The 23,232-nt window shown below is 71.5% G+C and carries 23 protein-coding genes; 3 read left to right on the top strand and 20 right to left on the bottom strand.

Going from position 1 to position 23,232, the window contains the following annotated elements:
* Positions 1–379 precede the first annotated feature (379 nt).
* The 14 genes from tyrS to AB0M73_RS46910 form a co-directional block, all read right to left on the bottom strand.
* Positions 380–1,654, bottom strand: a complete 1,275-nt coding sequence (gene tyrS / locus AB0M73_RS46845; RefSeq protein ID WP_363906194.1) for a tyrosine--tRNA ligase — start codon at positions 1,652–1,654, stop codon at positions 380–382.
* A 35-nt stretch (positions 1,655–1,689) separates the two neighbouring features.
* The gene (locus AB0M73_RS46850) at positions 1,690–2,307 is read right to left on the bottom strand and encodes a DNA-3-methyladenine glycosylase (RefSeq protein ID WP_363906196.1); all 618 of its coding nucleotides are present in this window, start codon (positions 2,305–2,307) and stop codon (positions 1,690–1,692) included.
* Positions 2,308–2,319: 12 nt separating this feature from the next.
* Positions 2,320–3,732, bottom strand: a complete 1,413-nt coding sequence (gene argH / locus AB0M73_RS46855) for an argininosuccinate lyase (RefSeq protein WP_363906197.1) — start codon at positions 3,730–3,732, stop codon at positions 2,320–2,322.
* A 37-nt stretch (positions 3,733–3,769) separates the two neighbouring features.
* Positions 3,770–4,219, bottom strand: coding sequence for a hypothetical protein (locus AB0M73_RS46860; protein WP_363906199.1), 450 nt, complete (start codon positions 4,217–4,219; stop codon positions 3,770–3,772).
* Positions 4,212–4,703: an arginine repressor gene (locus AB0M73_RS46865; protein ID WP_043724121.1), complete on the bottom strand. Its 492-nt coding sequence runs from the start codon at positions 4,701–4,703 to the stop codon at positions 4,212–4,214. Before AB0M73_RS46865 ends, AB0M73_RS46860 begins: the two co-directional genes overlap by 8 nt.
* A 157-nt stretch (positions 4,704–4,860) precedes the next feature.
* Complete coding sequence (gene argF, locus AB0M73_RS46870; protein ID WP_043724119.1) at positions 4,861–5,778, bottom strand: ornithine carbamoyltransferase; 918 nt, start codon at positions 5,776–5,778, stop codon at positions 4,861–4,863.
* 3 nt (positions 5,779–5,781) lie between these two features.
* Positions 5,782–6,966 (bottom strand): acetylornithine transaminase, encoded by a 1,185-nt coding sequence (locus AB0M73_RS46875; protein WP_363906202.1) that lies wholly within the window; start codon positions 6,964–6,966, stop codon positions 5,782–5,784.
* A 2-nt stretch (positions 6,967–6,968) separates the two neighbouring features.
* Positions 6,969–7,862, bottom strand: coding sequence for an acetylglutamate kinase (argB, locus tag AB0M73_RS46880; RefSeq protein WP_363906204.1), 894 nt, complete (start codon positions 7,860–7,862; stop codon positions 6,969–6,971).
* The gene (gene argJ, locus AB0M73_RS46885; RefSeq protein WP_363906206.1) at positions 7,859–9,052 is read right to left on the bottom strand and encodes a bifunctional glutamate N-acetyltransferase/amino-acid acetyltransferase ArgJ; all 1,194 of its coding nucleotides are present in this window, start codon (positions 9,050–9,052) and stop codon (positions 7,859–7,861) included. Before argJ ends, argB begins: the two co-directional genes overlap by 4 nt.
* On the bottom strand, positions 9,049–10,068 hold the full coding sequence (gene argC / locus AB0M73_RS46890; protein ID WP_363906208.1) for an N-acetyl-gamma-glutamyl-phosphate reductase: 1,020 nt from the start codon (positions 10,066–10,068) through the stop codon (positions 9,049–9,051). Before argC ends, argJ begins: the two co-directional genes overlap by 4 nt.
* A gap of 32 nt (positions 10,069–10,100) precedes the next feature.
* Complete coding sequence (locus AB0M73_RS46895) at positions 10,101–12,911, bottom strand: hypothetical protein (RefSeq protein WP_363906210.1); 2,811 nt, start codon at positions 12,909–12,911, stop codon at positions 10,101–10,103.
* A gap of 81 nt (positions 12,912–12,992) precedes the next feature.
* Positions 12,993–13,952, bottom strand: a complete 960-nt coding sequence (locus AB0M73_RS46900; protein WP_363906212.1) for an asparaginase domain-containing protein — start codon at positions 13,950–13,952, stop codon at positions 12,993–12,995.
* Positions 13,953–13,989: 37 nt separating this feature from the next.
* Complete coding sequence (locus AB0M73_RS46905) at positions 13,990–14,706, bottom strand: Clp protease N-terminal domain-containing protein (protein WP_363906214.1); 717 nt, start codon at positions 14,704–14,706, stop codon at positions 13,990–13,992.
* 103 nt (positions 14,707–14,809) lie between these two features.
* Positions 14,810–15,439, bottom strand: coding sequence for a VC0807 family protein (locus AB0M73_RS46910; protein WP_363906216.1), 630 nt, complete (start codon positions 15,437–15,439; stop codon positions 14,810–14,812).
* A gap of 37 nt (positions 15,440–15,476) precedes the next feature.
* Here AB0M73_RS46910 and AB0M73_RS46915 point away from each other — a divergent pair, with 37 nt between their 5' ends.
* Together AB0M73_RS46915 and AB0M73_RS46920 are read left to right on the top strand one after the other, a co-directional pair.
* Positions 15,477–16,289 (top strand): PaaX family transcriptional regulator C-terminal domain-containing protein, encoded by an 813-nt coding sequence (locus tag AB0M73_RS46915; RefSeq protein WP_363906218.1) that lies wholly within the window; start codon positions 15,477–15,479, stop codon positions 16,287–16,289.
* Positions 16,290–16,298: 9 nt separating this feature from the next.
* Entirely contained in the window at positions 16,299–16,688 is a 390-nt protein-coding gene (locus AB0M73_RS46920; protein WP_363906220.1) for a VOC family protein, read from the top strand.
* 76 nt (positions 16,689–16,764) lie between these two features.
* Here AB0M73_RS46920 and pheT read toward each other — a convergent pair whose 3' ends face one another.
* From pheT to infC, 6 genes are all read right to left on the bottom strand, one after another.
* Positions 16,765–19,245 carry a phenylalanine--tRNA ligase subunit beta gene (gene pheT, locus AB0M73_RS46925; protein WP_363906222.1) on the bottom strand — a complete coding sequence of 827 codons (2,481 nt, stop codon included), beginning with the start codon at positions 19,243–19,245 and terminating at the stop codon, positions 16,765–16,767.
* Between the two features lie 5 nt (positions 19,246–19,250).
* A complete protein-coding gene (gene pheS / locus AB0M73_RS46930; RefSeq protein ID WP_363906224.1) occupies positions 19,251–20,318 on the bottom strand; it encodes a phenylalanine--tRNA ligase subunit alpha in 1,068 nt (355 codons plus the stop codon).
* Positions 20,319–20,392: 74 nt separating this feature from the next.
* Positions 20,393–21,205 (bottom strand): RNA methyltransferase, encoded by an 813-nt coding sequence (locus tag AB0M73_RS46935; RefSeq protein ID WP_363906225.1) that lies wholly within the window; start codon positions 21,203–21,205, stop codon positions 20,393–20,395.
* Positions 21,206–21,237: 32 nt separating this feature from the next.
* A complete protein-coding gene (gene rplT / locus AB0M73_RS46940) occupies positions 21,238–21,618 on the bottom strand; it encodes a 50S ribosomal protein L20 (protein WP_116181096.1) in 381 nt (126 codons plus the stop codon).
* Between the two features lie 72 nt (positions 21,619–21,690).
* Positions 21,691–21,885: a 50S ribosomal protein L35 gene (gene rpmI, locus AB0M73_RS46945; protein ID WP_043724094.1), complete on the bottom strand. Its 195-nt coding sequence runs from the start codon at positions 21,883–21,885 to the stop codon at positions 21,691–21,693.
* Between the two features lie 73 nt (positions 21,886–21,958).
* A complete protein-coding gene (gene infC / locus AB0M73_RS46950; protein WP_363906227.1) occupies positions 21,959–22,564 on the bottom strand; it encodes a translation initiation factor IF-3 in 606 nt (201 codons plus the stop codon).
* A gap of 225 nt (positions 22,565–22,789) precedes the next feature.
* Between infC and AB0M73_RS46955 the strand changes: the two genes are divergently transcribed.
* Positions 22,790–23,140, top strand: coding sequence for a DUF1844 domain-containing protein (locus AB0M73_RS46955; RefSeq protein ID WP_363906229.1), 351 nt, complete (start codon positions 22,790–22,792; stop codon positions 23,138–23,140).
* Positions 23,141–23,232 lie beyond the last annotated feature (92 nt).

A 23,232-nucleotide genomic window follows, 5' to 3' on the forward strand; every position in this document is an offset into this window, starting at 1 on the left:
TAAGGGGTTTATTCATTCAAGTACTGGCTATTACAGTACGCTGTTGAGTTCTCAAAGAACACACGCACACCGTCACTTGGCTCATTCAGGCCGCGCTCAGGGGCTTGGTGTTTCTGTTTGCTTGTGTTTGAAGCTTATTCGGTCCGGATTCTCCCTGTCAAATCGGCTCCGGGGAGCTGACTCGCTGGGGTTCGTCCCGATCATCAGGCTTCGTCCTCTGCGTCCCTGCCGGGGAGTCCCTGGCGGTCCGGGCGAGTCCGTGTTGCTCTGACTTGGAGAAAGTTACGCGCCGGGGAACGAGAAGTCAAATCGCGCCCGCAACCGCATCGGCAGAGCGGAAGTCCCAGCTCAGCGGCCTTCCGCCCGGCCGACGTCCACGCTAGTCGAGGACCTCGACCCCAGCAGTGTGGCGCTTGCCACGTCGGAGCACAAGACACCGCCCGTGCAACAGGTCCTCACGCCCCGGCTTCCACTCCTCATCGGCCACCTTGGCGTTGTTCACGTAGGCGCCGCCCTCCTTGACCGTGCGCCGCGCGGCGCCCCGGCTGTCGGCCAGGCCGGTGGAAACCAGCAGGTCGACGATGGTGGGAGCATCGGAGAGGCGGACCTGGCCGGTCGGAATCTCCTGGAACGCCGCGAGCAGCGTGGACAGCTCCAGCTCCCGCAGCTCGCCCCGGCCGAACAGCGCCTGGCTGGCCGCGGTGACCTGCTGCGTCTCCTTGTCCCCGTGCACCAGCGTGGTCAGCAGCTCGGCCAGCCGGCGCTGCGCGGTGCGCAGATGCGGCCGCTCCGCGGTGTCCGCGTCGATCGCCGCCAGCTCCTCGCGGTCGAGGAAGGTGAACAGCCGCAGGTAGTTGGTCGCGGTCTCGTCGCTGACGTTGAGGAAGTACTGGAACCACGAGTACGGCGAGGTCATGGCCGGGTCCAGCCACACCCGGCCGCCGCCGGTGGACTTGCCGAACTTGCGCCCCTCGGCGTCGGTGACCAGCGGCATGGTGAACGCGTGGGCCGGCTTCTGCTCCACCCGCCGGATCAGGTCGACGCCGCCGAGGATGTTGCTCCACTGGTCGGAGCCGCCGATCTGCAGCGTGCAGCCGTGCCGCCGGAACAGCTCCAGGTAGTCGTTGGACTGCAGCAGCAGGTAGCTGAACTCGGTGAACGACATCCCGTCGGCGTCCAGGCGCTTCTTCACCGTCTCCCGCGAGAGCATGGAGTTGATCGAGAAGTGCTTGCCCACGTCACGCAGGAACTCCAGCACCGTGGTGGGGCCGGTCCAGTCCAGGTTGTTGACCACGACCGCGCCGGTCGGCGAGTCGTCGAACTCGACGAAGCGCTCCAGCTGGCCGCGGATGCGCACACCCCACTCGGCGATCGTGTCCAGCGAGTTCATCACCCGTTCGCCCTGCTCGCGGGGGTCGCCGATCATGCCGGTGGCGCCGCCGGCCAGCACGATCGGGCGGTGCCCCGCGCGCTGGAACCGGTGCAGGCCCAGCAGCGGGATCAGGTTGCCGGCGTGCAGGCTGGGCGCGGTCGGGTCGAAGCCGCAGTACAGGGTGAGCGGGCCCGCCGACAGGTCTCGGCGCAGGGCGTCGAGATCGGTGGACTGCGCGGTCAGGCCGCGCCAGGACAGCTCGTCGAGGATGTGCTCACTCACGGGACCCATCATCCCGTACCAGGGCAAAGGACTTGTCAGCGCCTCTTGCCGCCGCGCCGGTACGCGCTCACGGCCGGGGAGTCGATCCAGAACCGCCACGGCCGGTCCATGGCGGTGGCGACGCCGACCCGCGGGCCGGCGTGGATGGAGTCCAGCGGCACGGGGTCGCCGGCCAGCAGGCGCACGGGCGAGTCCGGCCGCAGGAGGTTCACGCCGTTGTCCTCACGGGTCAGCGACAGCGTGCTGGTCAGCCGCGCGGGGCCCTTGGCCATCTCTGCGTCACTACGTGCGCTGGGGCGCAGCTTGCGGGCGGCCTCCAGCCCCGTGACGACTTCGCCGGCGCGCATGAGCACCGCGCCGGGCACACCGTCGGTCAGGCAGACGATGTTGGCGCAGTAGTGCATGCCGTAGACGAAGTAGACGTAGAGGAAGCCGGGTGGGCCGAACATGACGTCATTCCGGGGCGTACGGCCGCGGTAGCAATGTGAGGCCGGGTCGTCGCCGCCCCGGTACGCCTCCACCTCGACCAGCCGCACGCCCACGGGACCGTCGGGAGTGTCGGCCTCCAGCACGCTGCCGAGCAGGAGCTTCGCGGCGTCCACGGGGTCGACGGCGAGCTCCTGCTCAGTGAACTGGCGGCGTGTGGTTGTCACAAGGAGACAACCCTAAGGGCGCGGCGCGGTCGCGGACCACCCACGTGCAGCCGCCACCCGTTCACCCACTCGGACCAACTGCTCGGCGACGCGGTTGGGCGCGGTGCCGCCACGGCCGTCCCGCGAGGCGATGGAGCCCTCCACCGTGAGCACTTCGCGGACCTTCGGGGTCAGGTGCTCGGAGACCTTGGCGAACTCGGCGTCCGTGAGCTCGTCGAGGCCGACGCCACGGCCCTCGGCCAGCCGCACGCACTCCCCCGCGGCCTCGTGCGCCACGCGGAACGGCACGCCCTGGCGGACCAGCCACTCGGCGATGTCCGTGGCCAGCGTGAAACCGGCCGGCGCCAGCGCGGCCATGCGCGCGGTGTCGAACGTGAGGGTCCCGAGCATTCCGGCGATCGCCGGCAGCAGCAGCTCCAGCTGCGCCACCGAGTCGAACACCGGCTCCTTGTCCTCCTGGAGATCCCGGTTGTAGGCCAGCGGCTGCGCCTTGAGCGTGGCCAGCAGGCCGGTCAGGTTGCCGATCAGGCGGCCGGACTTGCCCCGGGTCAGCTCGGCGACGTCCGGGTTCTTCTTCTGCGGCATGATCGAGCTGCCCGTGGCCCACGCGTCGTCCAGCACGGCGTAGCCGAACTCGGCGGTGGTCCAGATGATCACTTCTTCGGCGATGCGGGACAGGTTCACGCCCAGCATGGCCAGGCAGAACGCGATCTCGGCGGCGAAGTCGCGGGACGCGGTGCCGTCGATGGAGTTCTCCGCCGACTCCGTGAAGCCCAGCTCGGTCGCCACGGCGGCGGGGTCGAGGCCGAGGGAGGAGCCGGCCAGCGCGCCCGAGCCGTACGGGGAGATCGCCGTGCGGGCGTCCCAGTCGCGCAGGCGGTCGACGTCCCGCAGCAGCGACTGCACGTGAGCCAGCAGGTGGTGGGCCAGCAGCACCGGCTGCGCGTGCTGGAGGTGCGTGCGGCCGGGCATGACGGCGCCGGGGTGGTTCTGCGCCTGTGCCACCAGGGCGTCGACGACGTCCAGCGTGCCGTTGGCGACCCGGCGCGCGGCGTCACGCAGCCACATGCGGAACAGCGTGGCGATCTGGTCGTTGCGTGAGCGGCCCGCGCGCAGCTTGCCGCCGAGCTCGGCGCCGGCGCGGTCCATGAGGCCGCGTTCCAGGGCCGTGTGCACGTCCTCGTCGGCGATGACCGGCGTGAAGTCACCGGAGACCACGTCGGCCTCCAGCACGCCGAGCGCCTCGATCATGCGGGTCAGCTCGTCGTCCGTGAGCAGGCCGGCGCGGTGCAGTGCGCGGGCGTGGGCCCGCGACCCGGCGATGTCGTACGTGGCGAGCTGCCAGTCGAAGTGCGTCGACAGGCTCAGCGCGGCCATCGCGTCGGCCGGACCGCTGGCGAACCGCCCGCCCCAGAGCTTGCTCACTGCCTCTGCTCCTTGCGTTTCCTTGCGTTGATGGTGGTCAGGCGGCCGGGTTCAGCCGGTCGCGCAGGTCGAGGCGCACCTCACCGGTGACCTCGGCCTGAGACGTGACGATGAAGGCGTCGAGCGCCTCCTTCAGGGGTGCGTCGCACTGGCCGTGCTCGACCAGCTCGGCCCACTGGCGCTCGATGCGCCGCTTGAACGCCAGCAGGGCCGGGTCGATGGTGGCGTCTTCGAGCCGCCGGTGCGCGTCGATCAATGTCGCGGCGCCGGGCTGGTGGCCGCCGCCGATGCGCCAGTTCAGCTCCTGCACGGCCTGGAGCATGGTGACGGTCTCGCCGTCGATGGCCACCGGCACGCCCTGGTCGAAGGTGATCACGACCTGGTCGGCTTCGGAGCCCACGTACACGGTGGTCGGGGACCAGGGCCCGGGGCCGGCGACGAGCGCGTTGGTCAGCACGGCCTGCCGGCAGAAGTCGGCGTCACTCATGGCCGGCCGCCAGGCCCGTGAAGCGCTCGGCCAGCTCCGCGCCGGTCAGCGGCTCGCGGGCCACTACGAAGATCGTGTCGTCGCCGGCGATCGTGCCGACCACGTCGTGCAGCGCGGCCCGGTCCAGGGCGCTGGCCAGGAAATGCGCCGCGCCGGGGGGCGTGCGCAGGACGGCGAGGTTGCCGGAGGAGTCGGCGGAGACGAGCAGCTCCCCCAGCAGGCGGGTCAGGCGGGAGATGCCGCCCTCCACGCCGCGGACCGGGCTGCCGTCCTCGGGGATCACATACACCGGCGCCCCGCCGTCGGCGCCGCGGAGCTTGACCGCGCCCAGCTCGTCGAGGTCACGGGACAGGGTCGCCTGCGTGGTCTCGATCCCCTCGGCGGCCAGCAGCTTCGCCAGCTCGGACTGGCTGCGCACCGCCCGCTGCGCCACCAGCTCGACGATCCGGCCTTGCCGGGCGGCGCGGGTGGTCGGCGAACTCATACGCATGAGTATGCACGATACTGCGTAATTACTCAAGCGCCTGGAACCCGGCTGCGGGGGTGGCCCCGGATGCAGGGAAGGACGCCTTACCCGCGTTCAACGAGGGTAAGGCGTCCTTCCCTGCATAACGGGGGCCCGGGGGCCCGGGGGGCCGGGGTCAGTGGGCGATGAGCCAGGCCAGGAGGGCCTTCTGGGCGTGGAGGCGGTTCTCGGCCTCGTCCCACACAGCGCTGGAGGGGCCGTCCAGGATCTCGTCGGTGATCTCCCAGCCGCGGTGCGCGGGCAGGCAGTGCAGCACGACGGCGCCGGGGTTGGCCCGGCCCAGCAGCTCAGCGTTGACCTGCAACGGGCGGAAGGGGCCGATGCGGTCCTTGCCGTCGTTCTCCTGGCCCATGGACGTCCAGGTGTCGGTGACTAGCACGTCGGAGCCGTCGACGGCCTGGTGCGGGTCGACGATCGCGGCGGCGCTGCCCCCGGTCTCGGCGGCCAGCTTCTGGGCGTCGCGCAGGATGCCGTCCGCCGGCTGGAAGCCCTCGGGCGAGGCGACGCGGACGTGCATGCCGGCGGTGACGCCGCCCAGCAGCAGCGAGTGGGCCATGTTGTTGGCGCCGTCGCCCAGGTAGGTCAGGGTCAGGCCGGCCAGGCGGCCCTGCCGCTCGCGGATGGTCTGGAGGTCGGCCAGCACCTGGCAGGGGTGGAACTCGTCGGTCAGCGCGTTGATCACGGGGACGCGGGACACGGAAGCCATCGCGTCCATGCGCTTCTGCGCGAAGGTCCGCCACACCACGGCGTCGACGTAACGGGACAGCACCCGGGACGTGTCCTCGATCGTCTCCTCGCGCCCGAGCTGCATGGACCGGCCGTCGATCATGATCGCGTGCCCGCCCAGCTGCGAGATGCCCACATCGAACGACAGGCGGGTGCGGGTGGAGTTCTTCTCGAAGATCGCGGCCACCGACTTGCCGGCCAACGGCTTGTGCGCCAGCGGATCGGCCTTGAAGGCGTCGGCCAGGTCGAGCACCTCGAGCTGCTCGGCCGGGGTCAGGTCGTCGTCGCGCAGGAAGTGCCTGGGCATGGTTCAGGACTCCGAACTGTCGAGGAAAGCGGGCAGTGCGGCGACAAACTCGTGCGCGTCGGCGTCGGTGAGCACGAGCGGAGGGGCGAGCCGGATGGAGTCCGGCTGGACGCTGTTGATGAGGAACCCGCCGGCCTGCGCGGCCTTGGCCACGGCGCCGGACACGGGCTTGTTCAGGGCGATCGCCATCAGCAGGCCGACGCCGCGGACGCCGGCGACCAGCGGGTGGTGCAGCTGCTCGACGCGGGCGGCGATGTCCTTGCCCAGCGCGGCGGCGTGCTCGTGCAGGCCCTCGGCGGCGATGGTCCGGAGGGTGGCCAGACCGGCGGCACAGCAGATCGGGTTGCCGCCGAACGTCGTGCCGTGATGCCCGGGCTTGAACAACGAGGCGGCCTCGCCGACCCCGATGCAGGCGCCCAGTGGCAGCCCGCCGCCGAGGCCCTTGGCCAGGGTGATCACGTCCGGCACGATGCCGCTCTGCTGGTACAGGAACCAGCTGCCGCAGCGGCCGAGCCCGGTCTGCACCTCGTCCAGCACGAGCAGCGCGCCGTGCCGGCTGGTGATCTCCCGGGCCGCCTGGAGGAAACCGTCGGGCGCGGGGATCACGCCGCCCTCGCCCAGGATCGGCTCGATGAACACGGCGGCGGTGTCACCGTCCACGGCGGACTCCAGCGCGGCCGTGTCGCCGAACGGAAGGTGCACGACGTCCGGCGTCAGCGGCAGGAACGGGTTGCGCTTGGCCGGCTGCCCGGTCAGCGACAGCGCGCCCATGGTGCGGCCGTGGAACGCGCCGTCGAAGGCGATGAGCTTGGTCCGGCCGGTCAGCCGGGACAGCTTGAACGCCGCCTCGACGGCCTCCGCGCCGGAGTTGGTGAACACCACCTTGGCCGGCTGCCCGACGAGGCCGACGAGCTCCTCGGCCAGTTCGAGCGCGGGCTGGTTGACGAACATGTTGGAGGTGTGGCCGAGCGTGCCGACCTGCTCGGTGACGGCCCGCACGACGGCCGGGTGGGCGTGCCCGAGGGCGTTGACCGCGATGCCGGTGTACAGGTCGAGATAGCGGTTGCCGTCGGCGTCCCACACGTGCGCGCCGTCGCCTCGGACCAGGGCCAGCTGGGGGGTGCCGTAGTTGTCCATCAACGCCGACTGCCAACGGCTCCGGCTGTCCTCATTGGACAAGATGGTCACTGTCAGGCCTCCTCGTCTGGTAGCACCATGGTTCCGACACCCTTGCTGGTGAACACTTCCAACAGCACCGAATGCGCAAGCCTGCCGTCGATCACGTGCGCGGCCGGCACCCCGCCGCGTACCGCTCGAAGGCACGCCTCCATCTTCGGCACCATGCCGCTGGTCAGGCCCGGCATCAGCTCTTCCAGCCGGTCCGCGCCGATCTTGGCCACCAACGAGTCGCGGTTGGGCCAGTCCGTGTAGAGGCCCTCGACATCGGTCAGCACGACCAGCTTCTCGGCCCCGAGCGCGACGGCCAGGGCCGAGGCCGCAGTGTCCGCGTTCACGTTGTGCACCACGCCGTCCGCGTCCGGCGCGACCGTGGAGACGACCGGGATCCGGCCGGCCCGAATCAGGTCCAGCACCGACTCCGGGTCCACCGTGACGACGTCGCCGACCAGGCCGATGTCCACCGCCTCGCCGTCCACAATGGCCGCTCGGCGCTCGGCGGTGAACAGCTGCGCGTCCTCGCCGGAAATGCCTACGGCGTAAGGGCCGTGCGCGTTGATCAGCCCGACGAGCTCTCGCCCGACCTGGCCGACCAGCACCATCCGCACCACGTCCATGGTCTCCGGGGACGTCACGCGCAGGCCGCCGACGAACTCGCCCTCGATGCCCAGCCGCTTGAGCATGGCGCTGATCTGCGGTCCGCCGCCGTGCACCACGACCGGATGGATGCCGGCCAGCCGCAGGAACACCATGTCCTCGGCGAAGGCGCGCTTGAGGTTGTCGTCGATCATGGCGTTGCCGCCGTACTTCACCACGACGACCTTGCCGTGGAAACGCTGCAGCCACGGCAGCGCCTCGACGAGAACCTCGGCCTTGAGGGCCGCTTCCGCCTTCGTCACATCGGTCATGAGGAGTATGCGCTGTTCTCTTCGACGTAGTCGTGGGACAGGTCCGTGGTGAGCACCGTCGCGGCGGCGTCGCCGACGTGCAAGTCGATCAGCACCTCGATGTCGCGGCCGGACAGGTCGGCGCCCTCGCGGTCGGCGGCGCGGACGCCGCCGGCGCACACCAGCACACCGTTCAGCGTCACGTCGATCTTGTCGGCGTCCATCTGCGCGGGGGCGTTGCCCAGGGCCATCAGGATCCGGCCCCAGTTCGGGTCCGAGCCGAAGAAAGCGGTCTTGACCAGGCTGTCCCGGGCGACCGCGCGGGCCACGGCGACGGCGTCGGACTCGGTGGCCGCGCCCTGCACCGTCACGGCGATCTCCTTGGTGACGCCCTCGGCGTCGCCTTGGAGCTGCCGGACCAGGTCGTGGCAGACGGCGTGCAGGGCCTCGGCGAAGTCCTCGGCCGCGGGCTGCACGCCGGACGCGCCCGAGGCCAGCACCAGCACGGTGTCGTTGGTGGAGGTGCCGCCGTCCACGTCGAGGCGGTCGTAGGTGAGTTTGGTGGTGGCCTTGAGGATCTCGTCCAGCTGCTGCGGCGTGACCACGGCGTCGGTGGTGATCACCGACAGCATGGTCGCCATGTTGGGCGCGAGCATGCCGGCGCCCTTGACGAAGCCGCCGACGGCGAAGCCGGTCGGGTGGGTCAGGGCCGCTTGCTTGGGGTGGGTGTCCGTGGTCATCACGCCGGTCGCGGCGTTCAGGCCGGCCTGTTCGGTGCCGGCGAGGGCCTGCGCCGCTTTGTCCACTCCGGACAAAACCGCGTCCATCGGCAGCCGCTCGCCGATCAGGCCGGTGGAGCACACGGCGACGTCGACGGCGCTGATGCCGAGCACCTTGGCGACGTGTTCGGCGGTCCTGTGCGTGTCCTGGAAGCCTTCCGGGCCGGTGCAAGCGTTTGCGCCACCCGAGTTCAGCACCACCGCGCGCAGCCGGTTGTCGCTGACCGCCTGCTGCGACCACAGCACCGGCGCGGCCTTGACCTTGTTGGTGGTGAACACAGCGGCGGCCGAGTCCAGGGGGCCGTCGTTGATCACAAGCGTCAGATCGGGGGCGCCGGAGGCCTTGATGCCGGCGGCGACCCCCGCGGCGCGGAACCCGGCCGGCGCGGTCACGCCCGCGGTGCGGGTCACGGCGATCTGCGATGTGGTCACGGGGCGACTCCCACGGTGGAAAGGCCGGTGGTCTCGGGCAGCCCGAGGGCCAGGTTCATGGACTGCACGGCGGCGCCCGCCGTGCCCTTGGTCAGGTTGTCGACGGCGGCCACCACGACCAGCCGGTTGGTGTCCTCGTCGACGGTCACCTGGATGTGCACGGCGTTGGCGCCGAGCGTCGCCGCCGTGGCCGGCCACACGCCCTCGGGCAGGAGGTGCAGGAAAGGCTCGTCGGCGTAGGCCTTCTCGTACACCGCGCGCACGTCCACAGTGGACTTCAGTCGGGCCGTGCAGGTGGCGAGAATGCCGCGGGGCATCGGCACCAGCACCGGCGTGAAGGAGACGGCGACGCGGGAGCCGGCGATCCTGCTGAGGTTCTGGACGATCTCCGGGGTGTGCCGGTGCTTGCCGCCGACGCCGTAGGCGCTGGCCGAGCCCATCACCTCGGAGCCGAGCAGGTTCGGCTTGAGCGACTTGCCCGCGCCGGAGGTGCCGGTGGCCGCGACGACGACCACGTCCGGCTCGACGATGCCCGCCGCGAAGGCCGGGGCCAGCGCGATGGAGGCGGCCGTCGGGAAGCAGCCGGGGACGGCGACGCGCTTGGCGCCGCGCAGGCTCTCCCGGGCGCCGGGCAGCTCCGGCATGCCGTACGGCCAGGAGCCGGCGTGCTCGCTGCCGTACCAGCGCTCCCAGTCCTTGGCGTCGGTCAGGCGGTGGTCCGCGCCGCAGTCGATGACCAGCACGTCCTCGCCGAGCTGGGCCGCGATCTCCGCCGACTTGCCGTGCGGGAGGGCGAGGAAGACCACGTCGTGGCCGGCCAGCTCCTCGGCCGTGGTGTCCGCGAGGACGCGGTCGGCCAGCGGGACCAGGTGCGGCTGGTGCTGGCTCAGCGGGGTGCCCGCGTTGCCGCCCGCGGTCAACGCCCCGATCTCCACATCCGGGTGGCCGAGGAGCAGCCGCAGCAGCTCACCACCCGCGTACCCGCTCGCGCCCGCGACAGCGACCCGTACCGTCATGCGAATGAGTATGCATGAGGCTGGGTATTTACTCAACCATGTGGGTCCTCGCACGGCATCGGCACGTCCACGCCCGGGAAGTAGGAATCCCACTGGCTCTGGGAGATCAGACCCGTGCGGGGCAGCCGGCAGACGGCCGCGGCGGCCACGTCGGGACGCATCGTCCAGGTGGTGAGGGTGGTGTCGCCGATGGCCACGAGGTCGCCGTCGGCCGTGAACAAGACGGTGCGGACATGGTCGGGAGCGCCGGTGAGCTCGGCGGTCTTGTTCGGGCTGCCGCCGTCGTCGACGGTCCAGACCGAGATGACGCCGTCGTCCTCGACGACGGCGACCGTGTGCGAGTGGAACGCGGGGGCGACGGCGGCCGGGGCGGTGGACAGGGCGACGATCCGGACCAGGCGGCCGGGGCGGAGCTGCCAGAGCACGGCAGCCGGGTCCGTGAGGTCGGTGGAGACCGTGGTGACCAGGGCGCCGTCCTCGCTGACGGACTCGGCGCTGTAGTTGCCGTGCTGGTCGTCGTCGGTGGGCAGCGGGTCCCAGCGGTCCTGGGCCTGCAGCCACACTTGCGGCCGGCGGGCGTCGCCCCGGCTGGGCACGGTGGCGAGAGTCAGCCCGGCGGCGGAGAAGTGGGCCGGCCCCAGCGCGTCGGTCAGCGTGGCGACGGCGACCGGCTTGGTCGGGTCGGTGATGTTCCACAGGGTGGTGTCGGTGGCGACCGGCGCGAGCTTGACGTCGTCGGCGGGGTGCCCGGCCGCGGCCAGCACGTGCCCGGTGTGGTCGAAGCTGACCAGCACGCGATTGCCGTGGTTCAGCCATTTCCGCACGGGCGTGTGCCGCGCGCCGACGTCGAACAGGGCGAGGGAGCCGTCGTCGTAGGAGGCGGCCAGCAGCTTGGCGTCGTCGGACACGGCCAGCGAGTCGACGGCCGCGCCGGTGCCGGGGATGGTGCTGTCGGCGCCGGAGCCGGTGAGCACGATGTCGCCGTTCGATGCGGCTGACGCCATCAAGGTCGCCTTGGCGTCGACCGCGGTGGGGCCGGACACCGCGCGTTCCTCGGCGCCGAACTGGAGCAGCCGGCCTTCGGTCCGCGGCGAGGGGTAGAGCCGGTACGCGGCCAGGGCCAACTGGCCGGCCAGGTACTTGTCGGTGCGCAGGTGCGAGGCCACCTGGGAGTCGACGGCCAGCGCGACCTGCTCGCTCAGCTGCTCCTGGCTGCCGACCCAGGCGGTGAAGCCGCTGAACGCCGTGACCAGCAGCAACGCGACGAGCAGGACCACCAGCTGGCGCAGGCGGCGGGTGCGCTTGCGCTCGACGCTCGCCTGGGTGCGCTCGGCGTACTGGCTGGCGGTGAAGAACTTGCGCTCCCGCGCGGACAGCGTGGGGTCGGCCCGCCGGACCCAGTCCGCGGCGATGAGCAGTCGCAGCCCCCGGTACAGCGCGCCGGCGTCATGGTCGAGGGCGACCCACGCGGCGGCGGCTTCGGTGAGCTGGCGGTGCGTGCGCAGGCCGTCGCGGTCCTTGGACAGCCATTCGCGCAGCCTCGGCCAGGTGACGAGCAGCGCCTCGTGGGTGAGCTCGATGCCGTGCCGACCGACGGTGATCACCCGGCGGCGCATCAGCTCGGTGAGCACGGCCTCGGTCCGCTCGCTGTCGTCCAGCTCGCAGCGGGCGAGGCGGCGCGTGGTGTCCTCGGCGCCGTCGCCGAACGCGGTGAGCCGCAGGAAGATCTGCCGGGCCAGCTCCCGATCGGCCGGTCCGAACGTCAGGTAGGCGGACTCGGCGGCGCGGGCGATGGCGTGCCGGATGCCGCCGGCCTCGTCGTACGCGGCGAGGGTGAGGGTCATGCCCTGCTTGCGGTGCCAGGTTTCCTGCAATGCCCGGGACACCAGGGGCAGCGTGCGGCTGCGGTCGCCGGCATCGGCGATGAGCCGCGCAACCAAAGCCGTCTCCAGTGTCAGCCCGGCCGCCGATGCGGGTTTCGTAGCGGCCTCGCGCAGCTCGTCGACGGTCATGGCCCGCATCGGGAACTGGTGCGCCTCCGGCCGTTCGAAGCGGTCGAGGTAGTCGGCGCGCAGGCCGAGGACGACCCGGCAGCGGCTGGTGTCGACGTTCGCGGCGTGCACCAGGGCGGCGATGAAGTTGTGGCGTTCGGTCTCGTCGCGGCAGCGGGTGAAGACCTCCTCGAACTGGTCGACGATCAGCAGCAGCTCGCCGTCCGCCGCCGCCTGGCGGACCCGCAGGTGCAGGTTGGCCGGGTCGGCCGCGAGCTCGTCGCGTAGCCGCGGCGCCGACCAGTCCGCGACGGCGGCCAGCCGCACCGCGCACTCCTCCATCGGGTGCGGACCCGGCGTGAACACCACCGCCCTGTGCGAGCTCCTCGCGGCGAGACCGGCCCTGAGCAGCGAGGACATGCCACTGCCGGACGCGCCGTGCACGCACACCATGCGGTGCTCCCCCACCGCGGCCATCAGCTCGCCGATCAGGGCGTCACGGCCGAAGAACCCCTCCGCGTCCGCCGTCTCGAACGCCGCCGAGCCCAGGTAGGGCGCGTGGATCGTCGTCGGTGTCTCCGCCGGCAGCAGCTCCGCCGCCACCTCGCGCCACCGCTGCTCCCACACCGCCGTGTCGCCCTCGCAGGCCGTGACGTACGCCAGCGTGACGGCCAGGCTCGGCAGCTTCCGGCCGCCCGCCGCCTCCGACAGCACCGCCGTCGAGTAATGCGCCCGCCGGCTCAGCTCGCGGTACACCGGACTGCCCGCCAACGTCCTGAGCCTGCGCAGATCCGCCGCGAATCTCAGCAGCGGCCCGTCCCCCTCGTCGAGTGGCCTCTCACCCCGTGGCACGTACTCCACCCCCAGTGTCCGTGACCGGCCCGATTGTGACACCGAGTCACGGCCGACAAGGGCGAGTTGGGAGCTTTTCGGTCAGCTGCGAAACATCTCGCGGGCCGCGCGCACCCCGCCGTGGCCGAGGGCGACCATGAGGGCGACGCGGGCGTGGCCGGCGGTGACACCCGGGGCGATGATCGCGCCGGCCTTCTCGGCCAGTGCGGCGCCGGTGGCGGGGCCGGCGAGAACGGGGACCCGGGGCACGATGACGACCGGGATCTCCCAGTGGGTGAGCTCCATGATCGTGGCGAACAGCTCGATGGGCACGTTGCCGGCGCCGGAACCCTCCAGCACGATGCCGCGGGCTCCGGCGTCGACGGCGGTGTTGACCATGGCGGCGGTCATGCCGGCGTAGACCCGGATCACGGCGACGTCGCTCTCCGGCTCGTGCGGCGGGCGCGGGTGCAGCGGCGGAGGTGCGGTCACCAGCGCGGCCTTGCCGCCGATCACGGCACCGAGGCGGGGAAATGGGGCCGAGGTGAACGCCGCGGGCCGGGTGGGGTCGGCGAGGCGGGCCCAGCGGGCGGCGTGGAGCTCGTCGTCGAAGCAGACGAGGACGCCGGCGCCGCGCGCGGCCGAATCGGCGGCGACGGCCAGGGATGACGCCAGGTTGCGCGGGCCGTCGCTGGACAGGTCGTCGAGGAAGCGCGTGGCGCCGGTGAAGACGATCCCGCCCAACGCCGCCGCCGGGCCGACCAGCAGATCGGTCAGGTAAGCGGTTTCCTCCAGGTTGTCGACGCCGTGCGTGACGACGACGCCGTCGAAGCCGTCCTCGGTGAGGGCTGAGTGGACGCGGCGGGCGATGGCCAGCATCGTCGCCACCGAGGTGTCCCAGCTCGGCTCGGCCAGGACGTCCTCGACGACGACTTCGGCGGCCACCGGCCCCACGTGCGTCAGCAGGTCCTTGCCCGTGGCGACCTGGGACACGCTCGGCCGCTGGGCCATCGTGTCGCCGGTGGCGATCAGCAGCACCCGGTTGCTCACACGATCCCCCACACGATCAGCGTTGCGGCCAGCACGACAAGGAGCATTCTCACTCCAGACCCACGTGCCGCTCCAGCCGTCCGAGGCGGTCCAGCAGCGGCTTGAGCTGCTGGCCGACCAGCGCCGCGACGGCCGACACCGGGTCCTTCGACGGGCTCTGGTCCCGGTGGTGCACGAACCCGGCCAGCGCCGCCGCCGTCGCACCCCGGATCGAGCGCAGCTCCGCCCCCGCCGCCCGCAGCGCCTGGCCGCCGGCGCCGTCCTGCTCCGCCACCAGGCCCAGCAGCAGATGTTCGCAGCCGATGTAGTTGTGGCCCATGGTGATCGCTTCGGTGACCGCCAGCTCGAACGCGTTGGCCAGCGGCCCGCTGAACTTGTCCGCCGGTTGGTCCTGCGCCGTCGCCGCCGGCAGCTCGGCCAGCAGCTTCTTCGGGTCGATCTCCGTGGCCAGCAGCACCTTGAGCGCCATGTTGTTGCCCTCGCTGATGATTCCGTGCAGCAGGTGCTCGGTCCCCACCTCCGCCGCGCCTTCGCTGCGCGCCTTCTCGACCGCGATCTTCACCGTCGTCCGGGCCCGCTCCGTGAAGTGCGGCAGCTTGCCCGCCGGGTCGCCGTCCCCCAGCTCGCCGATGGTCGCCGCGCGGATCGCCGTCACCCGCTTCACCGAGGTCTCCAGCGCCCGCTGGCAGATCGCCGACACCGGCACCCCGGACTCCCGGACCGCCTCGGCCAGCTCGTCGGGCAGATACACGTTGATCTTGGGCATCACGACGTCTCCCCTTCCCGGATGCGTTGCTAACCCCATGTATACCCCTGCACGGGGTTACACACAACGGCCGGGGTCGAGATCGTCGGGAGATGGGCCGGGCCTACTGAGCCGGGGCGGCCTGGTTGTTGCGGCGGCCGGCCCGGCGGCCGTAGGTGACCGTGCCGAAGATCAGGAGGCCGAGCACGACGTACGGCAGGACCGAGGTGACGACCAGCGCGGTCGACAGCGGCAGGGCGTAGCTGAGGATGACGCGCAGCACGGCCTCGCCAAGGAAGGCGGCACCCCACACAACGGTGAGAATCCGTTGGCTGCGGCGGAAACCCGGGTACTGCCAGAGGCCGTTCCACCACTCGACCCGGGCCGGGTCGCCGCCGGTGGCGAACTTGCGTCCGAAGTAGAACATCAGGGGCCGCGGCGCGAGCAGGGAACCCAGCAGCACCAGGCCGAACAGGCCGGTGACGGCGGAGTCCTTGACCAGCAGCAGACGGGCGTCGTTGAAGGCGAGGGAGGCGACCACGCCGATCACGAGGAAGACCAGCACCATGATGCTGAACTCGTCCGCGTGGCGGGTGCGGGTGAAGGAGATGCCGAGCTCGATCAGCGGCCACACGCCGCTCAGGGCCAGCGCGGGGGCATCGGCCATGCCGTAGCCGGTCAACAGCGCGTAGGTGATGATCGGCAGCGCGATGTTGAACACCATCGTCGGCAGCCAGTTGGCCACGACCTTCACGACGACCCCCTATTGTGTGGCGAGGATACTCACGATCGTGAACGATAACGCAACACAAGCCGGCGCGGGGCGGTCCGTGGGACTGGTCCCGTTCCTGTTCGGCGTCACCGGCGAGCAGGAGCTGCCGGGTGCGGTGCTGACGGGACTGCTGGTCGACCTCGGGCTGAGCCGCGCGGCGGCCAGGGCGCTGATCGCCCGGATGCGGGGCAACGGGCAGCTGGCGTCGGCCCGGCGTGGGCGGGAGGTCGACTACCGGCTGGCCGGCAACTTCGCACGCGGCTTCGAGCGGATCAAATCCGGCTCGGCCCGGGCGGTGACGCCATGGGACGGCCGCTTTCACGCGCTGCTGTACCAGGTGCCGGAGGGGCAGCGGGCCTTTCGCGACCTGCTGCGGCGACACGCGCTGTTCACCGGGTACGGGATCATGCAGCCGGGCGTGCTGATCGCGCTGACCGACCTCAGCCCGCGGCTGGCCGACGTGCTGGCCGAGAAACCCGACGGGGCCAGCGTTCGCCTCGGCACGATCGCCCTGTCCGACGCCGACGCCGCGGCCGTCGCGTACGAGGCGTGGGACCTGGCCACCGTCGACGCCAACTACCGGGCGCACATCGCCTCGCTGCGTACGGCGATGCAGTCCAGCGCCGAGCTGCCGGCCGCGGCCGAGACCCTGCGGGCCTTCGCGGAGCTGACCATGCCGCCGATGGTCGACACGCTCCGCGACCCCGGCCTGCCGCCCGAGCTGCGGCCCCCGGACTGGCCGTGGGCCGAGCTCACCGACCTGTTGGAGCAGGTCAACGCCCGCTACTGGCCGCCGGCAATTGCCTACGTGCGAGGCCGGGTCACTGGTTAGGGTCCAGTCATGACGTCCCGTTTGCACCATGTCACTGTCGACTGCGCCGACCCGTACGCGCTGGCGACCTTCTGGTCCGCCGTCATCGGGTACGAGCCGCATCCCGCCGATTCGCCCGGCGACGAAGAGGTGCTGCTGCAAGCACCCGGCGACGGCCCCGGCGTGCTGTTCATCCAGGTCCCCGAAGGCAAGTCGGCGAAAAACAGGCTGCACTTCGACCTGCAACCGGCTGGCCCCCGAGACGAGGAGGTCGAGCGCCTGCTCGCCCTCGGCGCCACCATGGTGCTCGACATGCGCCGCCCCGACGGCCGCGGCTGGGCCCAGCTCGCCGACCCCGAGGGCAACGAGTTCTGCGTCGAGCGCAGCGCCGCCGAACGCGCGGCCCTGGGCGACGCCTGACAGCGCCCCCCATGCAGGGAAGGACGCCTTACCCGCGTTCAACGAGGGTAAGGCGTCCTTCCCGGCATTGCGATGCTCAGGCGCGGAGCGCGGCTCCGTGCTGGTCGCCGGCGGAGGCGACGGCCGCGTCGCGGGCGGCGGTGGCCTCCTCGACGGTGAGGGTGCGGTCGGCGGCCCGGAAACGCAGGGCGTAGGCCAGGGAGCGCTTGCCCTCGCCGAGCTGCTCGCCGGTGTAGACGTCGAACAGGCGGAGGTCCTCCAGCAGCTCGCCACCGCCGGACCGCAGCGCGGCGGCGACGTCGGCGACGGGCACGGCGGAGTCGACGACCAGGGCCACGTCCAACAGCACGGGCGGGTACGGCGAGATCACCGGCACCGGACGGCGGTCGGCCAGCGGCAGGGCGTCGATGTCGATCTCCATGGCGCAGGTGCGCTTGGGCAGACCGAGCTTCTCCACCACGGCCGGGTGCAGTTCGCCGGCGTGACCGACGGGCCAGCCGCCGACCCGCAGCTCGGCGCAGCGGCCGGGATGCCACGGCGCCAGCTCGGAGGCGACGACGGTGAGCTCCACGCCCCAGGCGTGCGCGACGGTCCGCGCGGCCTCGACGGCGTCGGCCCAGGAGGCCTCGCGGCCCTTGCCCCACCAGCCGGCCTGCTCACGCTGACCGGACAGCACCACGGCGGCGTGCAGCGGCTGGTTGGGCAGCGACGCCTCCAGCTTGCCGAGGTCCTCTTCGGACGGACGGCCCTCGACGCCGATGGACGGCACCGCGGTCTGCTCGGCCTTGGGCAGCACGACCTGTCCGACGTGGAACAGCGCCAGGTCCCGCTGGCCGCGGGAAACGTTGCGGCGCAAGGTCTCCAGCATGTTGGGCAGCAGCGTGGTGGCCAGCTCGGGGTGGTCGGCCTCCAGCGGGTTGAGCACCTTCACGGTGGTGCGCCGGATGTCGTCGGCGTCGAGGCCGAGGTCGTCCCACGCGGTCGAGGCGACGAACGGGAACGGCAGCACCTCGGCGTAGCCAGCCTCGGACAACGCGCGCGACACGGCCCGGCGACGGCGCTGCGACTCGGTCAGGCCCCGCTGCGGCGGCGCGGGCGGCAGCTCGGACGGGATCGTGTGATACCCCTCCAGCCGCAGCACCTCCTCCACCAGGTCGGCGGGCTGCGTCAGGTCCGGCCGCCACGGCGGCGGGGTGGCGATGACGAACGTGCGGCCGTCGTCGCTGGTGGTGACCTCGACGCCGCAGCCGATCTGACCCAGCCGCCGCGCGGTCACGCCACGGGCGTAGTGCACGCCGGCGACACGGTCGGGCAGGTCGATCGGCATGGACACCGGGGACGGCAGGATCGGGTTGCCGACGTCGGTGCGGCCGGGGCGGATACTGCCCTCGCCGAACTCGTCGAGCAGCTTGGCCGCGCGGTCGAGGGCGGCCGCGGCGACCACGGGGTCGACGGCGCGCTCGAAGCGGCGAGACGCCTCGCTGGGCAGCTTGTGCCGGCGGGCGGTGCGGGCGATCGAGGCCGGCTCCCAGTTGGCCGCCTCCAGCAGAATGTCCGTGCTGGACTCGCCGACCTCGGTCGACGCGCCGCCCATGACGCCGGCCAGCGACACCGGGCCGCTGTCGTCGCAGATGATCATGTCGTCGTCGGACAGGGTGCGCTCGACGTCGTCCAGCGTGCGCAGCTTCTCGCCGGCCTTGGCCCGGCGCACGACCAGCGTGCCCTGGAGCTTGGCGGCGTCGAAGGCGTGCAGCGGCTGCCCGGTCTCCAGCATCACGTAGTTGGTGACGTCGACCGGCAGCGAGATGGAGCGGATGCCGGCCAGCATCAGGCGGCGGCGCATCCAGAACGGGGTCGGCGCGGCGGTGTCCACGCCGGTCACCCGGCGGGCCACGAAGCGGCGGCAGCCCTCCTCGTCCTGCACGTCGACCGGCCACACCTCGTTGTCGGGGACGGCGCGCACGTCCATGCCGACCGGGTCGCCGAACGGCAGGTCGAAGGCGCAGGCCAGGTCGCGGCCGAGGCCGCGGACCGACAGGGCGTAGCCGCGGTCGGGCGTGATCGCCAGCTCCAGCACGGCGTCGTCGAGCTGGAGGATCGCCTTCGCGTCGTCGCCGGGGCTGGCGGCGCCGGGCGGCAGCACCAGGATGCCGGTGTGGTCGTCGCCGAGGCCCAGCTCCTTGACGGAGCAGATCATGCCCTCGCTGGTCTTGCCGTAGGTCTTGCGGGCGCTGATCTCGAAGCCGCCGGGCAGCACGGCGCCGGGCAGCGCCACCACGACCAGGTCGCCCTCGACGAAGTTGCGCGCCCCGCAGACGATGCCCTGGATCTGGTCCTCGTCCACCTCGACCTGGCAGTACCGGATCGGCTTCTTGAACTCGGTGAGCTCCTCGATCTCCACCACCAGACCGACCACCAGCGGGCCGTCCACGCTCTCGAGGCGCTCGACTGCCTCGACCTCGTGGCCGATCCGGATCAGCGCCTCGGCCACGTCCTCGGGCGTGGTCTCCTCGGGCAGCGGCAGGTGCTCGGCGAGCCAGCTGACAGGAATGCGCACGGGACTCAGAACTCCGTTCCGAAGGGCAGCGTGAAGCGGACATCGCCCTCGACCATGTCGCGCATGTCGGGGATGCCGTTGCGGAACTGCAGCGTGCGTTCGAGGCCCATGCCGAACGCGAAGCCCGAGTAGACGTCGGGGTCAACGCCGGTGGCCCGCAGCACGTTGGGGTTGACCATGCCGCAGCCGCCCCACTCCACCCAGCCGGCTCCGCCCTTGCGCTGCGGGAACCACACGTCCACCTCGGCCGACGGCTCGGTGAACGGGAAGAAGGACGGGCGCAGGCGGGTCTTGGAGTCGGCGCCGAACATGGCCCGGGCGAACGCGTCGAGCGTGCCCTTCAGGTGGGCCATGGTGATGCCCTTGTCCACGACGAGGCCCTCGACCTGGTGGAACACCGGGGTGTGGGTGGCGTCCAGCGCGTCGGTGCGGTACGTCCGACCCGGGCAGACCACGTACACCGGCAGCTCACGGTCGAGCAGCGAGCGGATCTGCACCGGCGAGGTGTGCGTGCGCAGCACCAGCCCGGAGTTCTCCGGCGCGATGTAGAAGGTGTCCTGCATGGTGCGGGCCGGGTGGTCCTTGCCGAAGTTCAACGCGTCGAAGTTGAACCACTCGGTCTCGAGCTCCGGGCCCTCGGCGATCTCGTAGCCCATGCCGACGAACACGTCGCCGACGCGCTCGGACAGCGTGGTCAGCGGGTGCCGGGCGCCACGGGACACGCGGTCCCACGGCAGCGACACGTCGACCTGCTCGGTGGCCAGCACCTGCTTGGCCCGCTCGGCCTCGAGCTCGGCCTTGCGCGCGTCGAACGCCGCCTTGATCTCGGTCTGGGCCTCGTTGACCCGCTTGCCGGCCTCGGAGCGGGCGGCCGGCGGCAGCGCGCCGATCTCCCGGCGCGCGGTCAGCAGCGGCGACCGGTCGCCGAGGTGCGCCGGCTTGACCGCGGCCAACTGATCGAGGTCGGCCGCCTCGCCGAACGCCTCGTGCGCCTGCTCGACCGCGGCTTTCAGCGTCTCCGGCGCGAGCGCCGCGACCTGCTTGGGGTCGAAAGGATCGTTGACTCCGGACATGGTCGCCTGACAACTCCTGGGGCTTCATGCGGGTGGTGAACAGACCGATCCTAGAGGGTCGGACTGAAACGATTTCAGGCGGAGCGCTGCACCCGGGCCGAGGTGTAGAGACAGACGGCCGCGGCGGTGGCGAGGTTAAGACTCTCGGCCTGTCCGTGGATGGGCACCCGCAGCGCGGTGTCGGTCTCGGCCAGCAGCTCGTCGGGCAGGCCGTGGGCCTCGCTGCCGAACACCCACGCGGTCGGCCCGGCCAGCTCGCCGGCCCGTTCCGCCTGGTCCAGGTCATGCTCCGCGTAGCCGTCGGCCGCGACGAGGCGCAGCCCGGCCTCGCGGCAGGCCGCGAGCACCGCGTCGGTGTCCCGCGAGCGGGCCACCGGGAGGTGGAACAGGCTGCCCGTGGAGGCGCGCACGCATTTGCCGTTGTGCGGGTCGACGGTGTCGCCGGCCAGCAGCACGGCGTCCGCGCCGGCCGCGTCGGCCACCCGCAGCACCGTGCCGGCGTTGCCCGGGTCGGACACGCCGACCAGCACCGCCACCAGGGCCGGGGCCGCCCGCAGCGCGTCCCGCAGCGGCTGGTCCACCAGATCGCAGACGGCGACGAGGCCTTGCGGTGACACGGTCTCGGACAGTCCGTCGGCGGCCTTGTCGGTCACCTCGCTGACCGGGATGCCCTGGTCGAGGGCCCGGTCGAGCAGCTCGGCGTTGCGCTGGGCGGCGACCGCGGTGGTGAACACCTCGTGCACCGCGCCCCGGCCGGCGTCGGCCCAGGCCAGCGCCTCGCGCACGGCCTGCGCGCCCTCAGCGAGGAAGCGCCGGTCCCGGTCGCGGCCGGTCCGTCTGGTCAGCTGCCGTGCCGCAACGACCCGGGGTGTGCGTTCGGTGAACACCCCGGCCCCGGGTCGCGCCTGGAACGTCCTGCTCAGCCCTGGCTCACCGGGGTCTGGGCCGGCACGTTCTTGCGGGCCAGCTCGACCAGCGCGGCGAACGCGTCGGCGTCGTTGACCGCGAGCTCGGCCAGGATCTTGCGGTCGACCTCGACACCCGCGACCTTGAGGCCCTGGATGAAGCGGTTGTAGGTCATGCCGTTCAGGCGCGCGGCCGCGTTGATACGCGTGATCCACAGCTGCCGGAAGTCACCCTTGCGGGCACGGCGGTCCCGGTAGGCGTAGTTGAGCGAGTGGAGCACCTGCTCCTTGGCCTTGCGGTACAGCCGGGAGCGCTGACCGCGGTAGCCGCTGGCGAGCTCCAGGGTCGTGCGGCGCTTCTTCTGGGCGTTGACCGCCCGCTTGACGCGTGCCACTGGTTCATCCTGTCAATCTCAAGGGGGTGTTCGGGGCACCCCGGGGGTCTTCGTAGGGCTACAGCGCTCGCGTCAGAGGCCGAGCATCTTCTTCATGCGCGGGACGTCGCTCTTGGCGACCTCCTGGACGCCGGCGTAGCGGCGGGTCAGCGTGCTGGGCTTCTTCTCCAGCAGGTGACGCTTGCCGGTCTTCTCCCGCAGCAGCTTGCCGGTGCCGGTCACGCGCACGCGCTTGGAGATGCCCTTGTGCGTCTTGTTCTTAGGCATTGTCGTCCTCGTTGTCGTACCGCCGCCCGGATCGGGCGGCGGTGCGTCGTCGTACCTCGGGGGTTCCCGGGTATCACTCCTGCTCGGAGTCGGTCTCCGGGGTGGCCGTCTTGATCGGCCGGGTCTTCGTCGTCTTGTGCGGCGCCAACACCATGATCATGTTGCGGCCGTCCTGCTTCGCGCTCGACTCCACGAAGCCCAGGTCGATCACGTCCTCGGCCAGCCGCTGCAACAGCCGGAAGCCGAGCTCCGGCCGGGACTGCTCGCGGCCGCGGAACATGATCGTGACCTTGACCTTGTGCCCGTGCTCGAGGAAGCGAACCACGTGGTTCTTCTTCGTCTCGTAGTCGTGCGGGTCGATCTTCGGCCGGAGCTTCTGCTCCTTGATCACCGTGAGCTGCTGGTTGCGCCGCGACTCGCGGGCCTTCTGCGCGCTCTCGTACTTGTACTTGCCGTAGTCCATGAGCTTGCAGACCGGCGGGCGGGCCTGCGGTGCGACCTCGACGAGGTCCAGATCCGCTTCCACGGCGAGCCGGAGGGCGTCCTCGATGCGGACGATACCCACCTGTTCACCGTTCGGTCCGACGAGCCGGACCTCGGGCACCCGGATGCGGTCGTTGATACGTGCCTCGGGAGCGGCGGTGGGGCCACCACGGTCTCGACTAGAGGGAGCTGTCATGCACGTCCTTCACTTGCCTCATGCGCCAGGAACAGCAACGGCCCCACATGTCCGTGACATGCGGGGCCCGCTTCCTTCCGATCACCCGACGCCAAGCGCCGAGCTGCTCCAGTGCTGGACTGGAGGACCGGACCCGGCTGCCTTGCGGCGGCGCGGGTGGGAGCGGGGCTCCACTTGCCGCCCCCGCACATACGGGGGCTGGTCGCACGTGTAAGGGTAGCAGACGTGACGGAACTGCCCGAAATCGACGGCCCCCAGCTGCGGGAGCTGGCCGCCGTGCCCAGCGTGGAGATCATCAGCCGGGCGGCGGTGATGCTGCTCTCGGCCGCCGCCGAGCGCCTCGGCCTCGCCGACACCGAGCCCGAGTCCAGCCCCCACCGGGACCTGGACGAGGCCCGCCGGCTGATCACCGCGCTGGCCGGCCTGATCACCGCCTCCGCCGAGTACCTCGGCCCGCACGCCGGCCCCCTGCGGGACGGCCTGCAGGCCGTGCAGCGAGCGTTCCGCGAGGGCTCCACCGTGCCCGACGAGCCCGGCCAGGGCCCCGGCGAGAAATACACCGGCCCCGTCTACTGACCGTAACCGCCTTGTTGTTCGGAAGGGACCATTCCTCCACTCCGAGTGGAGGAATGGTCCCTTCCGAACTTTAAAGTGGGGTGGGGGTCGCT

It is taken from the genome of Kutzneria sp. NPDC051319 (assembly GCF_040682195.1).
Taxonomy (GTDB): domain Bacteria; phylum Actinomycetota; class Actinomycetes; order Mycobacteriales; family Pseudonocardiaceae; genus Kutzneria.

Excerpts from the sequence above, each read along its gene's own strand:
- AB0M73_RS46860 (WP_363906199.1), bottom strand. The coding sequence starts at position 4,219 with ATGAGTGACGCCGACTTCTGCCGGCAGGCCGTGCTGACCAACGCGCTC.
- AB0M73_RS46865 (WP_043724121.1), bottom strand. The coding sequence starts at position 4,703 with ATGAGTTCGCCGACCACCCGCGCCGCCCGGCAAGGCCGGATCGTCGAG.
- argF (WP_043724119.1), bottom strand. The coding sequence starts at position 5,778 with ATGCCCAGGCACTTCCTGCGCGACGACGACCTGACCCCGGCCGAGCAG.
- argB (WP_363906204.1), bottom strand. The coding sequence starts at position 7,862 with ATGACCGATGTGACGAAGGCGGAAGCGGCCCTCAAGGCCGAGGTTCTC.
- argC (WP_363906208.1), bottom strand. The coding sequence starts at position 10,068 with ATGACGGTACGGGTCGCTGTCGCGGGCGCGAGCGGGTACGCGGGTGGT.
- AB0M73_RS46905 (WP_363906214.1), bottom strand. The coding sequence starts at position 14,706 with ATGCCCAAGATCAACGTGTATCTGCCCGACGAGCTGGCCGAGGCGGTC.
- AB0M73_RS46920 (WP_363906220.1), top strand. The coding sequence starts at position 16,299 with ATGACGTCCCGTTTGCACCATGTCACTGTCGACTGCGCCGACCCGTAC.
- pheS (WP_363906224.1), bottom strand. The coding sequence starts at position 20,318 with ATGTCCGGAGTCAACGATCCTTTCGACCCCAAGCAGGTCGCGGCGCTC.
- rpmI (WP_043724094.1), bottom strand. The coding sequence starts at position 21,885 with ATGCCTAAGAACAAGACGCACAAGGGCATCTCCAAGCGCGTGCGCGTG.
- infC (WP_363906227.1), bottom strand. The coding sequence starts at position 22,564 with ATGACAGCTCCCTCTAGTCGAGACCGTGGTGGCCCCACCGCCGCTCCC.